The organism is Brachybacterium kimchii (assembly GCF_023373525.1).
Classification (GTDB): Bacteria; Actinomycetota; Actinomycetes; order Actinomycetales; family Dermabacteraceae; genus Brachybacterium; species Brachybacterium kimchii.
The window spans coordinates 499,474-520,770 of the sequence record NZ_CP097218.1; the positions used below are offsets into that span (position 1 = coordinate 499,474).

The 21,297-nt window shown below is 71.9% G+C and carries 17 protein-coding genes and 1 tRNA gene; 8 read left to right on the forward strand and 10 right to left on the reverse strand.

Annotated features, from left to right (window positions below; translation table 11 throughout):
* Window positions 1-14: 14 nt before the first annotated feature.
* The 4 genes from M4486_RS02265 to M4486_RS02280 all read right to left on the reverse strand — a co-directional run bounded on the left by M4486_RS02265 (window position 15) and on the right by M4486_RS02280 (window position 3,895).
* A complete protein-coding gene (locus tag M4486_RS02265; protein WP_249479358.1) occupies window positions 15-806 on the reverse strand; it encodes an inositol monophosphatase family protein in 792 nt (263 codons plus the stop codon).
* Between the two features lie 69 nt (window positions 807-875).
* Window positions 876-1,919 carry a ribosome small subunit-dependent GTPase A gene (gene rsgA, locus M4486_RS02270; RefSeq protein ID WP_249479359.1) on the reverse strand — a complete coding sequence of 348 codons (1,044 nt, stop codon included), beginning with the start codon at window positions 1,917-1,919 and terminating at the stop codon, window positions 876-878.
* Window positions 1,916-3,238, reverse strand: a complete 1,323-nt coding sequence (gene aroA, locus M4486_RS02275) for a 3-phosphoshikimate 1-carboxyvinyltransferase (protein WP_249479360.1) — start codon at window positions 3,236-3,238, stop codon at window positions 1,916-1,918. The genes rsgA and aroA overlap by 4 nt, the downstream gene beginning before the upstream one ends.
* Before the next feature lie 3 nt (window positions 3,239-3,241).
* Window positions 3,242-3,895 (reverse strand): hypothetical protein, encoded by a 654-nt coding sequence (locus tag M4486_RS02280; RefSeq protein ID WP_249479361.1) that lies wholly within the window; start codon window positions 3,893-3,895, stop codon window positions 3,242-3,244.
* A gap of 370 nt (window positions 3,896-4,265) precedes the next feature.
* Between M4486_RS02280 and M4486_RS02285 the strand changes: the two genes are divergently transcribed.
* Window positions 4,266-4,907 carry a sigma-70 family RNA polymerase sigma factor gene (locus M4486_RS02285; protein ID WP_249479362.1) on the forward strand — a complete coding sequence of 214 codons (642 nt, stop codon included), beginning with the start codon at window positions 4,266-4,268 and terminating at the stop codon, window positions 4,905-4,907.
* Window positions 4,904-5,227 carry a mycothiol system anti-sigma-R factor gene (gene rsrA / locus M4486_RS02290; RefSeq protein WP_249479363.1) on the forward strand — a complete coding sequence of 108 codons (324 nt, stop codon included), beginning with the start codon at window positions 4,904-4,906 and terminating at the stop codon, window positions 5,225-5,227. Before M4486_RS02285 ends, rsrA begins: the two co-directional genes overlap by 4 nt.
* Window positions 5,228-5,371: 144 nt before the next feature.
* Here the strand turns inward: rsrA and M4486_RS19895 are convergent, their stop codons facing one another.
* The 5 genes from M4486_RS19895 to M4486_RS02310 all read right to left on the reverse strand — a co-directional run bounded on the left by M4486_RS19895 (window position 5,372) and on the right by M4486_RS02310 (window position 12,168).
* Window positions 5,372-5,446 (reverse strand): 50S ribosomal protein bL37, encoded by a 75-nt coding sequence (locus tag M4486_RS19895; RefSeq protein WP_370645926.1) that lies wholly within the window; start codon window positions 5,444-5,446, stop codon window positions 5,372-5,374.
* Window positions 5,447-5,509: 63 nt separating this feature from the next.
* Window positions 5,510-6,187 (reverse strand): GDSL-type esterase/lipase family protein, encoded by a 678-nt coding sequence (locus M4486_RS02295; RefSeq protein ID WP_249479364.1) that lies wholly within the window; start codon window positions 6,185-6,187, stop codon window positions 5,510-5,512.
* A 12-nt stretch (window positions 6,188-6,199) separates the two neighbouring features.
* Window positions 6,200-10,114, reverse strand: a complete 3,915-nt coding sequence (locus tag M4486_RS02300) for a multifunctional oxoglutarate decarboxylase/oxoglutarate dehydrogenase thiamine pyrophosphate-binding subunit/dihydrolipoyllysine-residue succinyltransferase subunit (protein WP_429798316.1) — start codon at window positions 10,112-10,114, stop codon at window positions 6,200-6,202.
* 183 nt (window positions 10,115-10,297) lie between these two features.
* Complete coding sequence (locus tag M4486_RS02305) at window positions 10,298-11,326, reverse strand: HAMP domain-containing sensor histidine kinase (protein WP_249479366.1); 1,029 nt, start codon at window positions 11,324-11,326, stop codon at window positions 10,298-10,300.
* 47 nt (window positions 11,327-11,373) lie between these two features.
* Complete coding sequence (locus tag M4486_RS02310) at window positions 11,374-12,168, reverse strand: response regulator transcription factor (protein ID WP_249479367.1); 795 nt, start codon at window positions 12,166-12,168, stop codon at window positions 11,374-11,376.
* A gap of 192 nt (window positions 12,169-12,360) precedes the next feature.
* Between M4486_RS02310 and M4486_RS02315 the strand changes: the two genes are divergently transcribed.
* From M4486_RS02315 to M4486_RS02335, 5 genes are all read left to right on the forward strand, one after another.
* On the forward strand, window positions 12,361-13,728 hold the full coding sequence (locus M4486_RS02315; protein WP_249479368.1) for a hemolysin family protein: 1,368 nt from the start codon (window positions 12,361-12,363) through the stop codon (window positions 13,726-13,728).
* Window positions 13,725-14,777: a hemolysin family protein gene (locus M4486_RS02320; protein WP_249479369.1), complete on the forward strand. Its 1,053-nt coding sequence runs from the start codon at window positions 13,725-13,727 to the stop codon at window positions 14,775-14,777. Before M4486_RS02315 ends, M4486_RS02320 begins: the two co-directional genes overlap by 4 nt.
* A 262-nt stretch (window positions 14,778-15,039) precedes the next feature.
* Complete coding sequence (locus M4486_RS02325; protein WP_249479370.1) at window positions 15,040-15,822, forward strand: M23 family metallopeptidase; 783 nt, start codon at window positions 15,040-15,042, stop codon at window positions 15,820-15,822.
* Between the two features lie 46 nt (window positions 15,823-15,868).
* Entirely contained in the window at window positions 15,869-16,933 is a 1,065-nt protein-coding gene (gene tsaD, locus M4486_RS02330) for a tRNA (adenosine(37)-N6)-threonylcarbamoyltransferase complex transferase subunit TsaD (protein ID WP_249479371.1), read from the forward strand.
* A 78-nt stretch (window positions 16,934-17,011) separates the two neighbouring features.
* Window positions 17,012-17,084: transfer RNA gene (locus M4486_RS02335), tRNA-Arg, on the forward strand.
* 87 nt (window positions 17,085-17,171) lie between these two features.
* Here the strand turns inward: M4486_RS02335 and M4486_RS02340 are convergent.
* Complete coding sequence (locus M4486_RS02340) at window positions 17,172-19,433, reverse strand: bifunctional alpha,alpha-trehalose-phosphate synthase (UDP-forming)/trehalose-phosphatase (protein ID WP_249479372.1); 2,262 nt, start codon at window positions 19,431-19,433, stop codon at window positions 17,172-17,174.
* Window positions 19,434-19,883: 450 nt separating this feature from the next.
* On the opposite strand from M4486_RS02340, the gene lysA reads away from it, so the two are divergent.
* Window positions 19,884-21,296 carry a diaminopimelate decarboxylase gene (gene lysA / locus M4486_RS02345; protein WP_249479373.1) on the forward strand — a complete coding sequence of 471 codons (1,413 nt, stop codon included), beginning with the start codon at window positions 19,884-19,886 and terminating at the stop codon, window positions 21,294-21,296.
* Window position 21,297 lies beyond the last annotated feature (1 nt).

Genomic DNA, 21,297 nt, shown 5'->3' on the forward strand with positions numbered 1-21,297 from the left:
CTCGGCGCGGCGCGTCAGTCGCGCGGTGCGAGGGCCTCGAGCGTCTCCTCGTGCAGGTGGCCGTTGGTGGCCACCGCATTGCCGCCGAAGGGGCCGTCCTCGCCGTCGAGAGAGGTGAACCGGCCGCCCGCCTCCGTGACGATCGGGACGAGCGCGGCCATGTCGTGGAGCTTGAGCTCGGGCTCGGTCGCGACGTCGACAGCGCCCTCGGCCAGCAGCATGTACGACCAGAAGTCGCCGTAGGCGCGGGTGCGCCAGAAGCGCTGCATGAAGTTGAGCATCTGGGGGAGCCTGTCCAGGTCCGCCCACCCGTGCAGCGACGAGTAGGACAGCGAGGCGTCCTCGATGGTCCGCACGTCCGAGACCTGCATCTTCGTCGCCGCGTTCAGGCGCGTGCCCGTCCACGCGCCGGTCCCGGAGCCCGCCCACCAGCGGCGCGAGAGCCCGGGCGCGGAGACCAGGCCGACCACCGTCTCGCCGTCCTCGACGAGTCCGATGAGCGTCGCCCACACGGGCACTCCGCGCACGAAGTTCGAGGTGCCGTCGATCGGGTCGATGATCCACTGGCGCGGGGAGTGGCCGGTGGAGCCGAACTCCTCGCCGATCACCTGATCGCGCGAGCGGGAGCGGGCGAGCTGGGCCCGCACGAGCTCCTCCGCCGCGGTGTCCGCGTCGGTGACCTCCGTCAGATCCGGCTTGGTCTCGACCGTGAGGTCCTGGGCCTTGAAGCGGGACATGGTGAGCTGATCGACCGCATCGGCGAGGACATGGGCGAGCCGCAGATCGTCGGCGAATCGAGAGGACATGCGCCCAACCCTACGGCCTGGGCGCCCCGATTCCCGGCACCTCCCACGCCGCGCGCAGGTCCGCCGCCCTCACGCCTCCCACGGGTCGTTGCGGCGCAGCGCCTCGTCGAGACGGCGGTACGAGGCCAGGCGCTCAGGACCGGCCGAGCCCGCGCGCCCCTCCTCGACCGCGGCGTCGAGCGCGCAGTCGGGGGCGTCAGCGGCGTGGGTGCAGCCGCGCGGGCACTCCTCGGCGAGCGGGGCGAGATCGGCGAAGGCCTCGAGCAGCTCCTCGGGGGAGACGTGCCCGAGTCCGAAGGACCGCACGCCCGGGGTGTCGATCACCCAGCCCGACTGGTCGGGAAGGCGCAGGGCGAGCGCCGAGGACGAGGTGTGGCGACCGCGGCCGGTGACGTCGTTGACGTGTCCCGTCGCCCTGTCGGCACCGGGAACCAGCGCGTTCAGCAGCGTCGACTTGCCCACGCCGGAATGGCCGATGAGCACGCTCGTGCGGCCGTGGAGATGCGCGTCGAGCTCCTCGACGCCGACGACCTCCCCCTCCGCGTCCAGCTGCGTGACCACGTGCTCGACGCCCAACGGCGCGTACTGGGCGAGGAAGTCGACGGGATCGCGCAGGTCGGACTTCGTCAGGCAGAGCAGGGCGTCGATCCCGGCGACCCAGGCCGCGACCAGGCAGCGGTCGATCATGCCGCCGCGCGGCTCGGGGTCCGCGAGCGCCGTGACGATGACCATGAGGTCGGCGTTCGCGACCAGCGGGCGCTCCGTCGGATCGTCGTCGTCGGCGCTGCGCCTCAGGAAGGAGGAGCGCTCGTGCACCTTCACGATGCGCGCGAGCGATCCCTCCGTCCCGCTGGTGTCGCCGACCAGACCCACCACGTCGCCGGGGACGATCGGGGTGCGGCCCAGTTCGCGGGCCCGCATCGCGGTGACCACGTGCTCGCCGGGCGTCCCGGAGCCGACGACGGTGCGCCAGCGCCCGCGGTCGACGGCGGTGACGAACGCCGGGATCGCGTCGTCGTGGCTCGGGCGGATCTTCGTGCGCGGCCGCGAGCCGCGGCGGTTGGGCCGGATCCGGACGTCGGACTCGTCCAGGTCGCGGATCCGGCGACTCACCGCGCCTCGCCCGCCTCGTCCGTGTGCAGCATGGCCAGCCACATGCCCACGAAGTCCGGGAGGGTCTTCTGCGTGGTGGCGACGTCGACCACGCGCACGTCGGGCACGCGGAGGCCGATGATCGCGCCCGCGGTCGCCATGCGATGGTCCTGGTAGGTCTCGAACTCGCAGCCGGTGAGGGGCCCGGGATGGATCTCGAGGGATCCCTCGTGCTCGACGGTGCGGCAGCCCAGCTTCGAGAGCTCCGTGGCGAGGGCATGGATGCGGTCGGTCTCGTGGCCGCGCAGATGCTTGATGCCGCGCAGGTGGCTGGGGGAGTCCGCGAGGGCGGCGAGGGCGGCGATCGTGGGCGTCAGCTCGCCGGTCGCCGAGAGGTCCGCGTCGATCCCGTGGATGACGCCGGTGCCGCGCACGCACACGTCCTCGTCCTCGCGCCAGAACTCCCCGCCCATGCGCGCGAGCAGGGTGCGGAAGGCGTCACCCGGCTGGTCGGTGCGGCGGGGCCAGTCGGCGATCTCGATCTCCCCGCCGGCGACCAGCGCGGCGGCCAGGAACGGACCCGCGTTGGAGAGGTCCGGCTCGATGCGCACGTCGCCGAAGGCGATCGGTCCGGAGCGGACGGTCCAGACATGGGTGCCGTCGGGCTCTTGGCTGTGGGAGACGTCGATGCCCGCGCGGCGCATCTCCGTCATCGTCATCTCGATGTGGGGGAGCGAGGGCAGGGAGTCGCCGACGTGCCGCACCCGCAGGTCCTGATCGCAGCGCGCGCCGACCAGCAGCAGGTTCGAGATGAACTGGCTCGAGGCCGACGCGTCCACGTCGATGCTCCCGCCGGCCAGGCGCCCGCGTCCGTGCACGACGAACGGCAGATGTCCGGGCTCGCCCGTCTCTGTGACCTCGACGCCGAGCGATCGCAGCGCCTGGATCGCCGGTCCCATGGGCCGCAGCAGCGCCGACTCGTCCCCGGTGAAGGAGACATCGCCGTGGTGCAGGGCCGCGAGCAGCGGCACGAAGCGCATGACGGTGCCGGCGAGTCCCGTGTGGATCTCGATCGGCCCCTCGGCATGCTCCGCGGGCGGCGGGAGCGGCGTGACCCGCAGCGCCTCGCCCTCCACGCTCAGCGTCGCCCCCAGGCGCTCGAGGGCATCGCGCATCAGGCGCGTGTCACGCGAGACCAGCACCCCCGTCAGCGCCGTGGGCGCATCGGCGATCGCCGAGAGCATCATCCAGCGCGCCGTGAGCGATTTCGAGCCGGGGACGCGCACGAGCGCGTCCACGGGACCGCCCGCGACGAGGGCGGTCCAGGTGACCTCCGACATCGATCAGCCGAGCTGGTCCGCGAGCTTCTCGCTGGACTTCCTGGCCTGCTTGGCGACCTCGTCGGCCTTCTTCGAGGCCTTCTTGCTGAGCTCGTCGGCCTTCTTGCTCGCCTTCTTCGAGAGCGAGCCCGAGGAGCTGCCGGCCTTCTTGGTCAGCCGATCGGCCTTCTTCTCGAGGTCGCGCTGGGTGGCGGCGGCCTTCTTCTGGCTGCGCTCGACGAACTGGCCCCACTGGTAGCCCAGCGACGGGCGGCCCTCGCGGTCCAGCACCGCGATCATCACGCCGCCCAGCAGGCCGACGTCGGCGAGGATCGACTTGATCTCGTCCATGCGCTCCTCGCCGCGCAGCTGCCAGACCTTCTTGCGCCCGGCCAGGCCCACGCTCGTGGTCACGAGCAGCACACCGGCGGCGGTGCGGGGCGCGCGGCCGGTTGCGTAGGAGAGGCCCGCGACGGCGGCGACGGCGCCGGTGGCGCGCAGCACGGTGCGGGAGTCGACGAAGGAGGGGGCCGACGTGCTCTCGAGGGCCTTGTCGACCTGGGCGAAGGCGGAGGGCGCGACCTCGATCTCACGCTCGGGGGAGATCGCGGTGCGCACGCCCTCGAAGATGAAGGGGGCGGCGAGAGCAGGGCGGGCGATGCGGCGGATGAGCGACATGGTGTCCTCACGTCTCGGGTTCGATGGACTCTGCCGGGCGGGGCCCGGCGTTGTGATCAGCCTATCGCGCACCCCGCCCCGTGCGTCCGGCCGCCGGGGAACAGCCGAGGGGTCGTGCGCGTTGCACCGAGCGGACCCTGACGGGAAGCGCAGGAGCGGACCGGCCTCGTCGCCGATGAGCATCCGCCGCCGCGCGGACCGTCCCCACCGTTCGCACCAGCGCGCCCTGCGGCGCAGGGAGAGGAGAGAGCCGATGACCACGTGCCTGCGGACGCGGCCCCCGTCGGCCCTCCCCTCGCGCCGCTCGTCCCTGCGCGGGACCTCGTGCACGACCGTCCTCGCACCGACCGGTGCCGTACCGTGGAGCCTGATGACCACCACTGATCACGACGGCGACCGAGCCCCCGGCGCCGCCCCCGAGGACACGGCTCCCGAGGACTTCGACTTCGAGGCGGAGGCGCTCGCGCACCTCGACTCGCTCTACGGCGGCGCGCTGCGCATGACCCGCAATCCGCAGGACGCCGAGGACCTGGTCCAGGAGACCTACCTCAAGGCGCTGCGGGCGCGCGATCGCTTCACGCCGGGCACGAACCTGCGCGCCTGGCTGTACCGCATCATGACCAACTCGTACATCTCGACGTACCGGCAGAAGCAGCGTCGGCCGCGGGAGTCGTGGACCGACGAGGTCGAGGACTGGCAGCTCGCAGAGGTCGAGTCCCATTCGAGCCGCGGTCTACGCTCGGCCGAGGCCGAGGCGCTGGACCGCCTGCCCGACACCGCGGTGAAGACGGCCCTGCAGGACCTGCGCGAGGACTACCGCATGGCGGTCTACCTCGCCGACGTCGAGGGCTTCGCTTACAAGGAGATCGCCGAGATCATGGACACGCCGATCGGCACCGTCATGTCCCGGCTGCACCGCGGACGCCGCCAGCTGCGCGAAGCGCTGAGCGACTACGCGCGCAGCAGCGGGTTCCTGCGGGACGGAGCAGACGACGGGGAGGAGGGACGATGACCGAGGAGCATGACGAGACCCGCCGCGACCTGCGGTTCGGGCTCGAGGAGGCGCTGGATGGCGAGCTCCCGCGCGACGTGGTCGAGCGCATGACGCGCCACGCCGAGGACTGCCCCGAGTGCGCCGACGAGCTCGAGCGCCTGCGCGCCATGAAGGACCTGGTGCGGCGCTGCTGCGCGAACGACACCGCCCCGCAGACCCTGCGCGAGCGCATCAGCGTGCAGTACCGCAGCGTGCAGTACCAGCGTCTCGAGGTCGAGCACGGGCCCGACGGCGCCACCTTCCGCTCCACCACGGTGCGCCGCGACACCCTGGGCTGACCCGGGCTGACCTGGGCCTGCCCCGGCGGGTCCGGCCCCTGACGCGACGAGGCCCCCTCCGGATGGAGGGGGCCTCGTCGATGCTCGGGGTGCTGCGCGTCGGGGCCGACGGATCGGCTCGCCCTCACGCTGCGCGAGCGCGCCTCAGGTGTTGGGACGCTTGCCGTGATTGGCGCCGTTCTTGCGACGGGACCGGCGCTTGCGACCGCGCTTGCTCATCACGCTCTCCTTCCTTCGCCCGGACAGACAACCTCAGCATTCTGTCACAGGGGATCGGCTGGTTCAGTCGGAGGTGCCCAGGAAGCGACCGAAGCCACCATGCAGGACCAGCCAGGCCATGAGGCCGTAGCCGGTCTGCCCGGGGTGGTCGCCGCCGCTGCGGGCGAGGTCCGAGGTCCACTGCTCGTGGCCTTCGAGGGAGCGCACGGTGTCCACGTAGGGCACGCGGCGCCGCGCGCAGACGTCGTCGAAGGCCCCGGAGAGCTCGACGAGGGCGTCGGTGCGCGCGCGGTCGGCGCTGGGCGGCGGGCCGACGACGAACGCCGGGATCCGCAGCCGCTCGAGACCGTCGAGGACCTTGGCGAGGTTCAGACGGGAACGGGCCAGCGAGATGCCGGCATCGACGTCCCCGCCGCCCAGGCCCAGCACCACGCGATGCTCCACGGTGCCCTGGGCGAGGCCCTCGGCGTCGGTGCGCAGACGCACCTCCTCGTCCCAGCGCTCGGAGAGGTCGGCCGAGGTCTCCGAGGGGACCGCGCTCGTGTACAGCTCGACCCGCGGTCTCGGTCCCTGCTCCTTGGCGACGGCCCGGCCGAGCCAGCCGAGCGCCCGGGCGTCGCCCACGCCGGCGAGGAGCTCCTCGCCGAGGGCCACCAGGCGGATCGGCCTGTCGCTCGCGGGGGCGGGGCTGGCCGGGACGGTCCGCTGGACCGGGACCGAGCGGGGGGCGGGCTGTTCCACGTCGTCTCCTCGTCAGTTCTGCAGTGCCTGCGCGACCAGGGTCTCCTGCTCGGCCTTGTGGGTCTTGGCGGACCCGGTGGCCGGCGAGGCGGAGGCCGGTCGCGCCACGACCTGCAGGGTACGCCCCACGGCGGCCGGGAAGTTGAGGGCCATGAAGCCCCAGGCGCCCTGGTTCAGAGGCTCCTCCTGCACCCAGACGAGGTCGGCGTCCGGGTAGGCGGAGAGCGTCTCGCGCAGCTCCTCCTCCGGCAGCGGGTAGTACTGCTCGAGGCGCACGATCGCGACGTCGTCGATGCCCTGCTTCTCCCGCGCGGCCACGAGCTCCCAGTAGAACTTCCCGCTGGTCAGCAGCACCTTCTTGGCCTTCGAGGGCTCCACGGTCGGATCCGGGAGCACGGGCTCGAAGGTGCCCGAGGTGAAGTCCTCGACGGAGCTCACGGCGGCCTTGTTGCGCAGCATCGACTTCGGGGTGAAGACGATCAGCGGCTTGCGGGGCTCGGTGCGGGCCTGGCGGCGCAGCAGGTGGAAGTAGCTCGCCGGCGTCGAGGGCATCGCCACACGCATGTTCTCCTCGGCGCACAGCACGAGGAAGCGCTCGATGCGGGCGGAGGAGTGGTCCGGGCCCTGGCCGTCGTAGCCGTGGGGGAGGAGCATCACCACGGAGGACTGCTGTCCCCACTTCTGCTCGGAGGAGGAGACGAACTCGTCGATGATGGTCTGCGCGCCGTCGACGAAGTCGCCGAACTGCGCCTCCCACAGCACCAGGGCGTTCGGGCTCTCCACGGAGTAGCCGTACTCGAAGCCGAGCGCGGCGAACTCGGAGAGCGAGGAGTCGTAGACGTTGAAGCGCGCCTGGTCCTCGCTCAGGTGCAGCAGCGGGGTGAACGTGTCCTGGTTCAGGGAGTCGATGAGGACGCTGTGGCGCTGCACGAAGGTGCCGCGGCGCGAGTCCTGGCCCGCCAGGCGCACGCGAGTGCCCTCCATGAGCAGGGAGCCGAAGGCCAGCAGCTCGCCGTAGGCCCAGTCGATGCCGCCCGTGCGGGACATCTCCTGACGCTTCTCGAGCAGGCCGGTGAGCTTCGGGTACACGGTGAAGCCCTCGGGTGCGGCCATGTGGGCGTCCCCGATGCGCTCGAGCACAGACGCGGAGACGGCGGTCGCCGAGGGCACCACGATCTCGCCGGTGTGCTGCGAGCTGGGCAGGTCCAGCCCCTGCACCGAGTTCTTCGGGTCGGCCTCGCTGCTGGCGTTGCGGGCGTCGGCGAAGGCCTGGTCCAGGTGCTGCTGGAAGTTCTTCACCAGGGCGCCGGTCTCGTCCTCGGTGAGGTCGCCGCGCTCGATGAGGGAGTCGGTGTAGAGCTTGCGGACGGAGGGGCGGTCCTTGATGAGGTTGTACATGAGCGGCTGCGTCATGGCCGGGTCGTCGCCCTCGTTGTGGCCGCGCCGGCGGTAGCAGATCATGTCGATGACCACGTCGCGGTGGAACTTCTCGCGGTAGGCGAAGGCGATCTCGGCGACCCGCACGCAGGCCTCGGGGTCGTCGCCGTTGACGTGGAAGACCGGCAGCTGCGTGGTCTTCGCGGCGTCGCTCGAGTAGAACGAGGAGCGCGAGGAGTCCGGCAGCGTGGTGAAGCCGATCTGGTTGTTGATGATCACGTGGACGGTGCCGCCCGTGCGGTAGCCGCGCAGCTCCGAGAGGTTCAGGGTCTCGGTGACCACGCCCTGGCCGGCGAAGGCCGCGTCGCCGTGGATGAGGATGGGCAGCACCGGGAAGTCGGTGACCCGCTCGAGCTGGTCCTGCTTGGCGCGCACGATGCCCTCGAGCACGGGGTTCGCGGCCTCGAGGTGCGAGGGGTTCGCCGCGAGGTACACCTTGGTGGTGGTGCCGTCCTCGGCGGTGTACGTGCCCTCGGTGCCCAGGTGGTACTTGACGTCTCCCGAGCCCAGGCCGCCCGAGGAGCCGTCGAACTCCTGGAAGATCTGGCCGAAGCTCTTGCCGGCCAGGTTCGAGAGCACGTTGAGGCGGCCGCGGTGGGCCATGCCGATGCAGACCTCCGCGATGTCGCCATGGGCGGCGTCGGAGAGGATCGAGTCCAGCAGCGGGATGACGGACTCGCCGCCCTCGAGGCTGAAGCGCTTCTGGCCCACGAACTTGGTCTGCAGGAACGTCTCGAACGCCTCGGCGGCGTTGAGGCGGTCCATGATGTGGGTGACCTGGTCCTTGTCGTACTGCTTCTTGGGTGACTCGAACTGCTCCTGGATCCAGAGGCGCTCCTCCGGATCGGCGATGTGCATGTACTCCACGCCCACGGTGCGGCAGTAGGCGTCGCGCAGGATCCCGAGGATGTCGCGGAGGGTGGCCTCCTTGCGGCCACCGAGCCCGCGGGTCGGGAAGGTGCGGTCCAGGTCCCACAGGGTGAGGCCGTAGGTCTGCACGTCGAGGTCGGGGTGGGTGCGCACGCGGTACTGCAGCGGGTCCGTGTCGGCCATCAGATGGCCGCGCACGCGGAAGGCATGGATGAGATCCATGACGTGCGCGAGCTTCTCGGCCTCGGTGTCGTGCAGCGGGTTGTCGGCGATCCAGCGCACGGGCTCGTAGGGGATCCGCAGCGAGGCGAAGACGCGGTCGTAGAAGCCATCCTTGCCCAGGAGCTTGTCGGCCATCTTCTTGAGGAACTCGCCGGAGGCGGCGCCCTGGATGATCCGGTGGTCGTAGGTCGAGGTCAGCGTCATGACCTTCGAGACCGCGAGCTCGGCCAGGGTGGCCTGGCTCGCGCCCTGGAACTGCGCCGGGTAGTCCATCGCGCCGACGCCGACGATCGTGCCCTGGCCGGACATCAGGCGCGGGATCGAGTGGACGGTGCCGATGCCGCCGGGGTTCGTGAGGGTCACGGTGGTGCCGGTGAAGTCGTCCATCGTGAGCTTGCCGGCGCGGGCGCGCTTGACGATCTCCTCGTAGCTCGCCCAGAAGGTGAAGAAGTCCAGCTGCTGCGCGGCCTTGATCGAGGGCACCACGAGGGAGCGCGAGCCGTCGGGACGGGGCATGTCGATCGCGAGGCCGAAGTTCACGTCCTCGCGCTGGAGCAGGAGCGGCTTGCCCTTCTCGTCGACGTCGAAGCCGTTGTTCATGTCGGGCATCTCGGTGATGGCCTCGACCATGGCCCAGCCGATGAGGTGGGTGAAGGAGACCTTGCCGCGGCGGTTCCGCTTGAGGTGGTTGTTGATGACGATGCGGTTGTCGAACAGCAGCTTGACCGGCACGTCGCGCACGGACGTCGCCGTCGGCACCGTGAGCGACTCGTCCATGTTCCGCACCACCGCGGCGGCCGGGCCGCGCAGCTTGGTCGGGACGGGCTCGGTGAACTCGCGCTCGGGGATGGTCGAGCTCGGGGTGGTGGACCGCATCGGCCGGTCGGAGGTGTCGGAGACCTTCGCGGCGGGAGCGTCGTTCACGGCAGGGGAGTCCTTCGCAGAAGAGGGTGCGGACGGGGAGGCATCGGCGGGTGCGGAGCGGGAGGCGCCGTCGGACGCGGGCTTCGAGGTCGCCTCGGGCGCCGGGGCCGGCGCGGTCTTCGGGGCCTTCGCCGCGGGGGCGGGCTCCTCGGCGGCGGGAGCAGCAGCCGTGGAGGCCGGCGCGGGGTCGGGCGCGGGCTTCGTCGCCTGCGCGGCCGCGGGGGGCTGCTCCGAGGGTGCCGACTGCTCGGCGGGAGCGGGAGAGGCCTCGCCGGAGGACGACGGGGACTCGGACGACGATGCGGGAGCGCTCGGGGTCTGCTGCGTGCGTGAGCGGAAGAACTCTGCCCAGCTCGGATCGACGCTCGAGGGGTCGGCCTTCCACTGCTCGTGGAGCTCGTCCACCAGCCACTGGTTGGGCCCGAACTCGGGCTCCTCGTCAACGGAATCGGAGAGGGGTGTCTTCTGTGACACTCTGCGATCGCCAACCTTCATGAAAATCGAATGGAGCGGACTCGTCCACCCTAACCGAGGGGAGGGGTCCCCGCGCCCATGAAGTGGGCATCCGCGCACCGATGACGGAGGGGTAGATCACCTCTGGTGCGAGGGGCCGGAGCCGACGGTCCCCGGAGGCCGCGGCGACCGCGGACGCGGGGCTCAGCGATCGGGGAGCGTCAGGCGTATCGCCGAGGAGCGATCCGGGTCCGTGTGCGGCCGCGGATCGTCGATCACCTGGATCCGACCGCCGTGCAGCTCGACCGCCCAGCGGGCGATCGCCAGGCCCAGTCCGGTGCCGCCCGAGCCGTCGTCGGTGCCCCCGCCGTGCTGGAAGCGCTCGAAGACGCGCTCGCGGTCGGCGCGGGCGATGCCCGGGCCCTCGTCCCGCACCTCGATGAGCACGCCGTCGTCGGCCGCGGTGCGCTCGGCGCGCACGCGCACCCTGCCGTCAGGCGGGGAGTGGCGGGAGGCGTTGTCCAGGAGGTTCGCGATGACCTGGCGGATGCGGGCGGCGTCGGCCGCGGCGGTGAGGTCGGCCGGGTCGACCTCGACGACCCAGCGCAGCTCGCGACCGCGGGCCCGGGCGCCCAGATCCGCGGCGTCGACCGCCTCGTGCAGGAACGGGGTGAGGGCGACCTGCTCGACGTCGATGTCGATCACGCCGGCATCGATCCGCGAGAGGTCCAGGAGGTCGTCGACGAGGTCGGAGAGCCGCTCGGTCTCCCCGAGCGCGACCTCGAGCGCGGCCGGATCGGGGTCGGTGACCCCGTCCACGATGTTCTCGAGCTGGGCGCGCAGCCCCGCCACGGGCGTGCGCAGCTCGTGCGAGACGTTCGCCACGAGGTCGCGCCGCACCTTGTCGGTGACCTGCAGCTCGGTGGCCATGCGGGTGAACGCCTCGGCGAGCTGGCCCACCTCGTCGCGGCTCGAGGCCTCGATGCGCTGGGAGTAGTCGCCGCGGGCCATGGCGCGCGCGGCCCGGGTCATCTGGCGCAGCGGGGAGGTCATGCCGCGCGCGAGGACCTGGGTGACCGCGAGCGCCGCGAGCACCACGAGCGGCAGGGTGAGCAGGGGATGCAGGTTCGCGGCGAGGCTCAGCCAGGTGAGCACCACGGCCACGATGACGCTCACGGCGACCAGCACGCCGAGCTTGACCTTGAACGAGCGCAGCTGGTCCAGAGGCCGCACCTCGAGGTTCTCGAGCGACTCCTGGACCGCCGCGCGGCTCGGGCGTCTCAGGAGGACCGCCCCGACCCGTCGGCCCCGAGCCCGTCGGGCTCCGGCTCGTCCTCGTCGTCCGGCAGCTCGAGCGCGTAGCCGACGCCGTGGACGGTGCGCACGAGGTCCGCGCCGAGCTTGCGGCGCAGCGCCTTCACATGGGAGTCGACCGTGCGGGTGCCCGTCGCGTCGACCCAGTCCCAGACGTCCGCGAGCAGCTGCTCGCGGGTGAGCACGGTGCCGGGCGCGTTCGCCAGGCACAGCAGCAGATCGAACTCGGTGGGGGTGAGGTGCGCGGGCGCGCCGGCACGGGTGACGCGGTGCGCGGCGCGGTCGATGACCAGGTCGCCCAGCTGCAGCACGGCGGCCGCCTCGCCGGCGCCCCCGGTCCCGACGTCGGGGGTCGACGAGGCGCGGCGCACCCGGCGCAGCAGCGCCTTCAGCCGCGCCACGAGCTCGCGCATCGAGAAGGGCTTGGTCATGTAGTCGTCGGCCCCGACGCCGAGGCCCACGAGCATGTCGGTCTCGTCGTCGCGCGCGGTGAGCATGAGCACGGGGACCGGGTCCTCCGCCTGGATCCGGCGGCACACCTCGAGGCCGTCGAAGCCCGGGAGCATCACGTCCAGGACCACGACGTCGGGCGCGGCCTCGCGCACGGCGGCGACGCCGGAGGGGCCGTCGAGCGCGGTCGAGACCTCCCAGCCCTCGGCGGTCAGGCGGTCGGCGATCGCGCGGGTGATGGTGGGCTCGTCCTCGACGACGACCACGCGGGTCGGGCGGCTCGCGCTCTCGGTCTCGGCAGGCTTCGACATGGCGTCACTGTATCCGCGCGGTCCTGCACACGGCCCCGTCGGACCCTGGACGCTCCCTGCGCCCGCGCGCACGCGCTCCTATACACTCGGTGCCACTATGAGCGATTCGCCCGTGCCGAGTACCGGCGCGCGCACCCGGACGGACACTGTGCCGCGGATGCGCGCCCTCCCCGCCCGTGGGGAGATCACCCGATGACCTGGATCCTGCTCGCAGCAGGGATCGTCCTCACGCTGGGCACGGCGGTGTTCGTCGCCTCCGAGTTCTCGCTCGTGGCCCTGGACCGCCACACGGTCGAGAAGGCCCGCGACGGCGGGGACAAGCGCGCCGGCGGCGTGCTCCACGCCCTCACGCACCTCTCCACGAACCTCTCCGGCGCCCAGCTGGGCATCACCATCACCACCCTGCTCTTCGGCTTCGCCGTCCAGGACCCGCTGGCCGGACTGCTCAGTCCTCTCGCACGGGCCGCGGGCCTCGGCGAGGACGTCGCGGTCCCCGTCTCCGTGGTCGTCGCGATGATCATCGCCTACGCGTTCTCGATGATCTTCGGGGAGCTGGTGCCCAAGAACCTCGCGATCGCCACCCCGATGGGCACCGCCCGCATCGTCGCCCCGATCCAGCACGGCTTCACGATGCTCTTCAAGCCGCTGATCGCCGTGTTCAACGCGACCGCGAACGCCGTGCTGCGCCTGGTGAACATCGATCCCCAGGAGGAGCTCTCGGCCGCCCGCTCGCCCGCGGAGCTCGAGTCCCTCGTGCGGCACTCGGCCCGCGCCGGCACCCTCGACGAGGGCACCGCAGTGCTGCTCTCCCGCACCCTCCAGCTCGGCGACCGCGAGGCGGGCGACGTGCTCACCCACCGCGGCGCGATGGTGAGCGTCGCCGCGGACACGAGCGCCCAGGAGGTCCTCGAACTCTCCCGCACCACGGGGCACTCCCGCTTCCCCGTCACCGACGGCGGCGAGGACGACATCGTGGGCGTCGTCCAGGTGCGCCAGGCCGTCGCGGTCCCGCGCCCCGAGCGCGCGCGCACCCCCGCGAGCGAGCTGATGGCCGAGATCCCGCGCGTGCCGGAGACGGTGCCGCTGGACGACCTGCTGATCGACCTCAGGGACGTCGGCGCGCAGCTCGCCGTCGTCGTCGACGAGTACGGCGGCACCTCCGGCATCGTCACCCTCGAGGACGTCATCGAGGAGATCGTCGGCGAGGTGAGCGACGAGCACGACGACGACGAGCCCGAGCGCTTCCTGCCCGACGGCGAGGACGGCTGGAGCGTCAGCGGCCTCATGCGGCCCGACGAGATCCGACGGGAGCTCGGCGTGCGCGTGCCCGAGTCCGCCGACTACGACACGCTGGGCGGGCTCGTCATGGACAGCCTCCACCGGGTCCCCGCCGCAGGGGACGTCGTGGACGTCTCCGGCCTGCGCCTCGAGGTCGTCGAGATGGACGGGCGGCGCGTGGACCAGGTGCGGCTGAGGGCCACCGATCCCGCGGCGCTCGTGCGCCGCGAGGAGGACGACGAGGACGAGAGCGCCGACGAGCGGAAGGCGGACCACCGATGAGCGACACCGCCGCCCTGGTCCTGGGCCTGGCCATGCTGCTCGGCAACGCCTTCTTCGTGGGCGCCGAGTTCGCCGTGATGAGCGCCCGCCGCAGCCAGCTCGAGCCCCTCGTCGAGGCCGGACGGCCGGGCTCGAAGACCGCGCTGTGGGCCGTCGAGCACGTCTCCGTGATGCTCGCCGCCGCCCAGTTCGGCGTGACTGTCTGCTCGGTCACCCTGGGCGCCGTCGCCGAGCCCGCGATCGCGCACTTCCTCGAGCCCCTGCTCGAGCATCTCTCCGTGCCCGCCGTGCTCACCCACCCGATCGCCTTCGTGGTGGCCCTCCTCATCGCCTCCTACCTGCACGTGGTGTTCGGCGAGATGGTCCCCAAGAACATCTCGATCGCCGTGCCCGTGGGCGCGGTGCTCGTGCTCGCCACGCCCCTCGTGCTCGTGGCGCGCGTGTTCACCCCGGTGATCTGGGTGCTCAACCACACGGCGAACATGATCCTGCGACTGCTGGGCGTCCAGCCCAAGGACGAGGTCGAGTCGCGCTTCACCGCGGAGGAGATCTCCGCGATCGTCGACGAGTCCCGCCGCGAGGGGCTCCTCGAGGACGAGCAGGGGCTCCTGCAGGGCGCCATCCAGTTCTCCGACCGCACCGCGGGGGACGTCATGGTGCCCATGGCCGACGTCGTCACCGTCACCTACGACGTCACTCCGGGCCAGATCGAGCAGATCGTCGCGACCACGGGCTTCAGCCGCATCGGGGTGCGCAACGATGCGGGGGATCTGGTGGGGTACGTCCACCTCAAGGACGTGCTGCTGCCGGCCGACGCCCCCGAGGAGGACTACGACCGGCCGATCCATCCCGGGATCGTGCGCGCCGTGGTCTCCGTGGCCGACGACGACGAGATCGAGGAGGCCCTGCGCGCCATGCAGTACAACGGCGCGCACCTGGCCCGCGTCGACGCCCCGACCTCGCGCAGCGTGGGCGCCGTGTTCCTCGAGGACGTCCTGGAGGAGCTCGTGGGCGAGGTCAAGGACGTCATGCAGCGCAGCCGGGCCTGACGTCCGGCCTGACGCCCGGTCCGGCGCCCGTGCGCCGAGGTGACCGACACGACACGCGTCCTGCGCGGCGGGTCAAGGGTCTTTACCCGCCTGTGGGGCGGGGCAAAGGTTCGGTAATGAGGTCGCTTCCCGTGACGTCGGACCTCTCTGACCTGGGTAGCTTGGACCGCGTTGTTCGGCGACGCGTCCTTCCCCGTCCGGCGTCGCACCCCGGGCACTCACCAGGACTCTGCGTCTCCGACCCCCCTCCAGGAGCTCCATCGTGGCGAATCATCGCGCCCTCGGCCGGGCACACGTCCGGACGCTGCGCACAGGCAGCGCCTCCCATCGTGACTCGGCAGTGCAGGCCGGTGTGCTGAAGGTCGGCGTGCTCGGCGCGCTCGCGACCGCCACCATCGCGTTCCCGCTCGCGTCCGCGAGCGCGGGCGGCCAGTCCGCTCCGCTGCCCACCATCAACGGCGGCCAGTCCGCCGCGCAGGCGAAGGCCGCGAGCGCACAGCTCGCCCCGGTCTCCATCGCCACGGCCGCCGAGGGCTCCGACGCGGACGACGCCGACGCGGCGTCGACCTCCTCGTCCGCGCAGGAGGCCACCGGCGACCTCTCCGTGGAGACCTCGCCCAACGCGGAGGCCATCGAGGCCCTCGGCGGCGAGTCCGACGAGGGCTTCATCCACCCGGTGAACGCCCGGATCACCTCCCCGTACGGTGAGCGCGTCCACCCGGTGCTGCACACGCGCATCATGCACGACGGCGTCGACTTCGGCGCGGCCTGCGGCACCGACGTGCGCGCCGCCGCCGCCGGCACCGTGGTCGCCGTCGAGCACAACTCGGCCTCGGGCAACCGTGTGAAGATCGACCACGGCGACGGCGTCATCACCGGCTACTACCACCTCTCCTCGTTCAAGACGAGCGTGGGCGCGAAGGTCGAGCAGGGCGACGTCATCGGAGAGGTCGGCTCGACCGGCCGTTCCACCGGCTGCCACCTGCACTTCGCGAAGATGGACGAGTCCGGGACCTACTCGAACCCGATGTCGCTGTTCAAGTGACCTCGCTGAGCGCGGTCATCCCCGCGACCTCTGACGGAGGAGTCCTGTGAGCGGCGTCCCCGTCGTCCTGGGTGTCGAGTCCTCGTGCGACGAGACCGGCTTCGGCATCGTCAGCGACGGCGTCCTGCTCGGCCAGGGCCTCGCCTCGAGCGCCTCCCAGCATGCCGAGTTCGGGGGAGTGGTCCCCGAGATCGCGGCCCGCGCCCACCTCGAGGCCGCGGTCCCCACCCTGCGCATCGCCCTGCACGACGCCGGCGTCGAGCTGCGCGACATCACGCACGTCGCCGCGACCTCCGGACCCGGCCTCGCGACCGCCGTGCACGTGGGACTGGCCGCTGCGAAGTCCGTCGCCTGGTCCCTCGGCGTCCCGCTGTACGGAGTGCATCATCTCGCCGGGCATGCCGCGGCCGACACCCTCGAGCACGGCCCGCTGCCCGCGCAGTCGATCATCCTCATCGTCTCCGGCGGGCACACCTCGATCCTCCACGTGAAAGATCTGGTCGCCGACCCCATCGAGCACCTCGGCGACACCCTCGACGACGCCGCCGGCGAAGCCTTCGACAAGGTCTCGCGACTGCTGGGCCTCGGCTACCCGGGCGGCCCTGCGATCTCGAAGGCGGCCGTCGGCGGGGACCCCGAGGCCTTCTCCTTCCCCCGCGCCATGCTGCGCCCCGGCGACCAGCCGTACGTCTTCTCCTTCTCAGGGCTGAAGACGGCCGTGGCCCGCACCGTGGAGTCCCTCGAGCGCGCGGGCGAGGAGGTGCCGGTCGCCGACATCGCCGCCTCCTTCGAGCAGGCCGTCGTGGACGTCCTCGTCACCAAGGCGCTGCGCGCCGTGCAGGAGAAGGGCCTCGACACCCTGGTCATCGTCGGGGGAGTCGCCGCGAACCAGCGGCTGCGCGCCGTCGCCCAGGAGCGCTGCGACGCCGCGGGCGTCGAGCTGCGCATCCCGCCGATCCGGCTGTGCACCGACAACGGCGCGATGATCGCCGCGGTCGGCGACCTGCTGGTGCGCGGCGGCGCCTCGCCGAGCGGCCTGCAGATCGCCGCGGACCCCTCGGCCGTGCTCCACGGCGCGCAGCTGCCGCTGCCCGCGGGCTTCGCCGTCTGAGACCTGTGCCTCACTCGCGCCGCGCGACCCGGCTCGGGGCGCGGGCGACGGGGTCCTCGCGCTAGACTGTCAAGGTCCGCCCGCGTAGCTCAGTGGATAGAGCGTCTGCCTCCGGAGCAGAAGGTCGTAGGTTCGAATCCTGTCGCGGGCACCGACGGAATCCCCGGTCGGAGACCTCTCGAGGTCACCGGCCGGGGATTCCTGCGTGAGGGTGCGAGACGCGGGCGCGCCCCGGACCTCACTCCTCGCCGGTGCGCAGCTCCAGCAGGCGCTCGAGGAGATCGGCGACCGCGTCGGTCCCCTCGATGCGGAACGCGGCGGCGGTGTCGCCGTCGCCCACCTTCACCCCCAGGTCCCCGTCCTCGAGGATCGCGAAGACGTTCTCGTCGGTGACGTCGTCGCCGAGGTAGAGGAGCGCGTCGGCCGCGGCGGCCCGGCCGAGCGCGCGCACGGCGGTGCCCTTGTGGGAGTCGACCACGGAGAACTCGACGACCTCCTTGCCCGGCGTGACGGTGACGTCGGGGAGGCCGCGCGCGAACTCGAGCGCGGCCTCGGTGGCGTTGCCCGCGCCGCGCCCCTTCGCATTGCGCGTGTGCAGCACGGCGGAGGCGGGCTTGACCTCGACCTCCGCACCCGGGTGCTGGTCGGCGATGTGCTGGAGGCGGCGCGCGATGGAGTCGCGCAGGTTCTGCCGGGTCTCGTCCATGGTCATCGTGCCCGCGTCCATGACGTCGGCGTGCAGGTCCGACGGCAGGGCCCCGACCTCGGCGCCGTGCGAGCCGACGAGTGCGACGGAGCTGGGCATGCCCGCGTGGTGCTGCAGATCCTCGAGCGCCCGACCGGAGACGAGCGCGACATTCACCCCGGACAGCTCCGTGAGCTCCCGGAGCGCGCCGATCGAGCGCGGGTTCGCCTGCACGGCGTCGCGGTCGGCGACGATCGGTGCGAGCACGCCGTCGAAGTCCGAGGCGACGAGGATCCGCGGGGTGTCCGCGAAGGCCTCGAGCGCCGCGTCGAGCTGCGCGGTATCCGGGGTCTCGTCCCCGGACAGACGGATGATCGGGGCCGACGGGGGAGCGGGCTCGCCGACGGCCTCGAGCTCGTCGAGGAAGTGCTTCGCCCAGGACTGCACGTCGTGGTCGAGGACCTGCCGGCGCAGGGAGGTCATCATCTCCTCCTGCTCCTCCTCCGGCATGCTCAGCGCCCGCAGCGCCGCGGACTTCAGCTCGTCGATGTCGTGCGGGTTCACCAGCAGTGCGGCGCGCAGCTCGTCGGCCGCGCCGGCGAACTCGGAGAGCACCAGCACGCCGCGCAGGTCGGGTCGCGAGGCGACGTACTCCTTCGCGACGAGGTTCATGCCATCGCGCAGGGCGGTCACCAGCACCACGTCGGCCGCCATGTACAGAGCCGTCATGTCCCGACGGTTGAAGGAGCGGTGCAGGTAGGAGATGGCCGGGCGGCCGATGGGGGCGTGGTCGCCGTTGATGCGGCCGACGGTCAGCTCGACCTCGTCGCGCAGCTGCCGATAGGCGTCGACCCTCTCTCGCGAGGGCGTGGCGACCTGCACGAGAACCGTCTCGCGAGGATCGATGGAGCCGTCGTTCAGCAGCTCGCCCCAGGCCTTGAGGCGGTGGCGGATGCCCTTGGTGTAGTCGAGACGATCCACGCCCAGCACGACGTTCTCGGGATCCCCCAGGTCGTGGCGCAGCTGGCGGGCGCGCTCCTTGATCTCCGGATCCTCGGTCAGCTCGGTGACGGCCTGGGTGTCGAGCGAGATCGGGAAGGTCCCGGCGATCACGTCGCGCGGTTCGACCGCGCCGATCCCGGGCACCGTGACGGTGCGCTGGTCGACCTGGTAGCCCAGCAGGTGGCGCACCGATGCGAGGAAGTTCAGGGTGTCGCTCTCGCGCTGGAAGCCCACGAGGTCCGCGCCCAGCAGCCCGCGGAGCACCTGGTTGCGCTTGGGCAGCTGGCTGAACAGCTCGACGGGCGGGAAGGGGATGTGGTTGAAGAAGCCGATGCGGACGTCCGGTCGCTCGGAGCGGATCATCTCCGGCACGAGCTGGAGCTGGTAGTCGTGCACCCAGATCGTGCCGCCGGGCGCGGTCACGGCCGCCGCGGCCTTGGCGAAGCGGCGGTTCGCGCTCACGTAGGTGTCCCACCAGGTGCGGTGGTAGGCGGGGTCGACGATCACGTCGTGGTACAGCGGCCAGAGGGTCGCGTTGGAGAAGCCCTCGTAGTACTTCTCGATGTCGGTCGCGTCGAGGGAGACCGGGTACAGGTCCATGCCGTCGGCGCGGAACGGCTCGGGCGCCTCGCCCGGGGAGCCGGCCCAGCCCACCCAGGCCGCCGAGTCGACGTTCCGCATCACGCTCTCCATGGCGGTGACCAGACCGCCGGGACTCGTCACCCACTCGGTGGCGCCGTCGGGAAGGGTCTTCGCGTCGACCGGGAGACGGTTGGCGACGACCACCAGATCGTGCAGTTCTTGCGATGCCACAGGGGCCTCCTGACATGGGGGGACGACACCGTCAGGCTATCAAGTGAGAGGGGTCACGAAGACCCCGCGATGGCTCCGCGACGCGCGTCGCGATCGCCCGCCGGGGACCCGTCCGCGACGGCGCCATGTCCTCGGCATCTGTCCCCTCACCAGGACCGATGAGTGCACGACGGGATGCGTGGACCTCTCTTCGCCGCCCGGTGCGCACCCGGCGCGCAGAGGGCGGGAGGGGCCCTGGCGGCAGGCGCGCACCGCAGCACGGGTGCGCCGCTCCTCACTGCGTGGACACGGCCAGCGAGCGGGCGACCGCGCCGCATAGTGTTCCTCCTCGGGACCGCGCCCGCGTTCGCGCGGATGCGCGGGCCCCGGGAATCGGCCGGAGAGGCCGACCGCCCTGCACGCCCGACCCGACGCCCGATGTCCGATGCCCGACCCAGGAGGCCACGCGCGATGCGAGCCCATGAAGCAGGAGCACTGCACGGCAACGACGCCGCGCCCACCTGGCTGCCCTTCCCCACCGATGTCAACGCCCTGATCCCGGGACTCTGGTCGAGCACCTGCGTGCGCGACGCGGACGGAGCCCTCGAGATCGGCGGCGTGAGCGCCACGACCCTCGCCGAGGAGGTCGGCACCCCCGCCTTCGTGCTGGACGAGGACGACTTCCGCGAGCGCGCCCGCGCCTTCCGCACCGCCTTCACCACGGCCTTCGCCCCCCACGCCGGGGCCGACGTCTACTACGCCGGCAAGGCGTTCCTCTGCGGAGCCGTCGCCCGCTGGGTCGACGAGGACGGTCTGGGCCTGGACGTGTGCACCGGCGGCGAGCTCGCCGTCGCGCTGCGCGCAGGGTTCCCTGCCGACCGCATGGCCCTGCACGGCAACAACAAGTCCGACCGCGAGATCGCCCGCGCGCTCGAAGCGGGCGTCGGCCGCATCGTCATCGACTCCCTCGCCGAGGTCCGGCAGGCCGCGCGCGTGGCGTCGGACCTGGGCGTGCAGGCGCACGTCATGCTGCGCGTGACCACCGGCGTCGAGGCGCACACCCACGAGTTCATCGCGACCGCCCACGAGGACCAGAAGTTCGGCCTCTCGATCACCTCAGGCGACGCCCTGACGGCCGTGCGGGAGGTGCTCGCGAGCCCCGAGCTGGGCCTCGTCGGCCTGCACTCGCACATCGGCTCCCAGATCTTCGACGTCGGCGGCTTCGAGGTCGCCGCCCGCCGCGTCCTCGACCTCGTCGCCCAGGTCCGCGAGGAGCTCGGGCACACCATCGAGCACCTCGACCTCGGCGGCGGCTTCGGCGTCATGTACAACACGCAGCACACGCCCTCGACGCCCGAGGACCTCGCGAGCGGCATCGCCGCGATCATCGAGAAGGAGTGCCACGAGCTCGAGCTCGAGGTCCCGCACGTGGCGTTCGAGCCCGGGCGCGCGATCGCCGGGCCCTCGACACAGACCCTCTACACGGTGGGCACCGTGAAGGACGTCCGACTGGGCGGTCCGCACCACCGGGTCTACGTCTCGGTCGACGGCGGCATGAGCGACAACGTCCGCACCGCCCTGTACGACGCCGACTACTCGTGCCTGCTCGCGGGCCGCGTCTCCGACGCCCCGCCCGAGGTGGTGCGCGTGGTCGGCAAGCACTGCGAGAGCGGCGACATCGTGGTCAAGGACGAGTACCTGCCCGCCGACGTGCAGCGCGGGGACCTCGTCTCGGTGCCCGTGACCGGCGCCTACTGCTACTCGCTGGCCTCGAACTACAACCACGTGCCGCGGCCCCCGGTGGTCGCGGTGAAGGACGGCCGTTGGCGCACCCTCGTGCGTCGCGAGAGCGAGGAGGACCTGCTCGCCCTCGACGTCGGCTGAG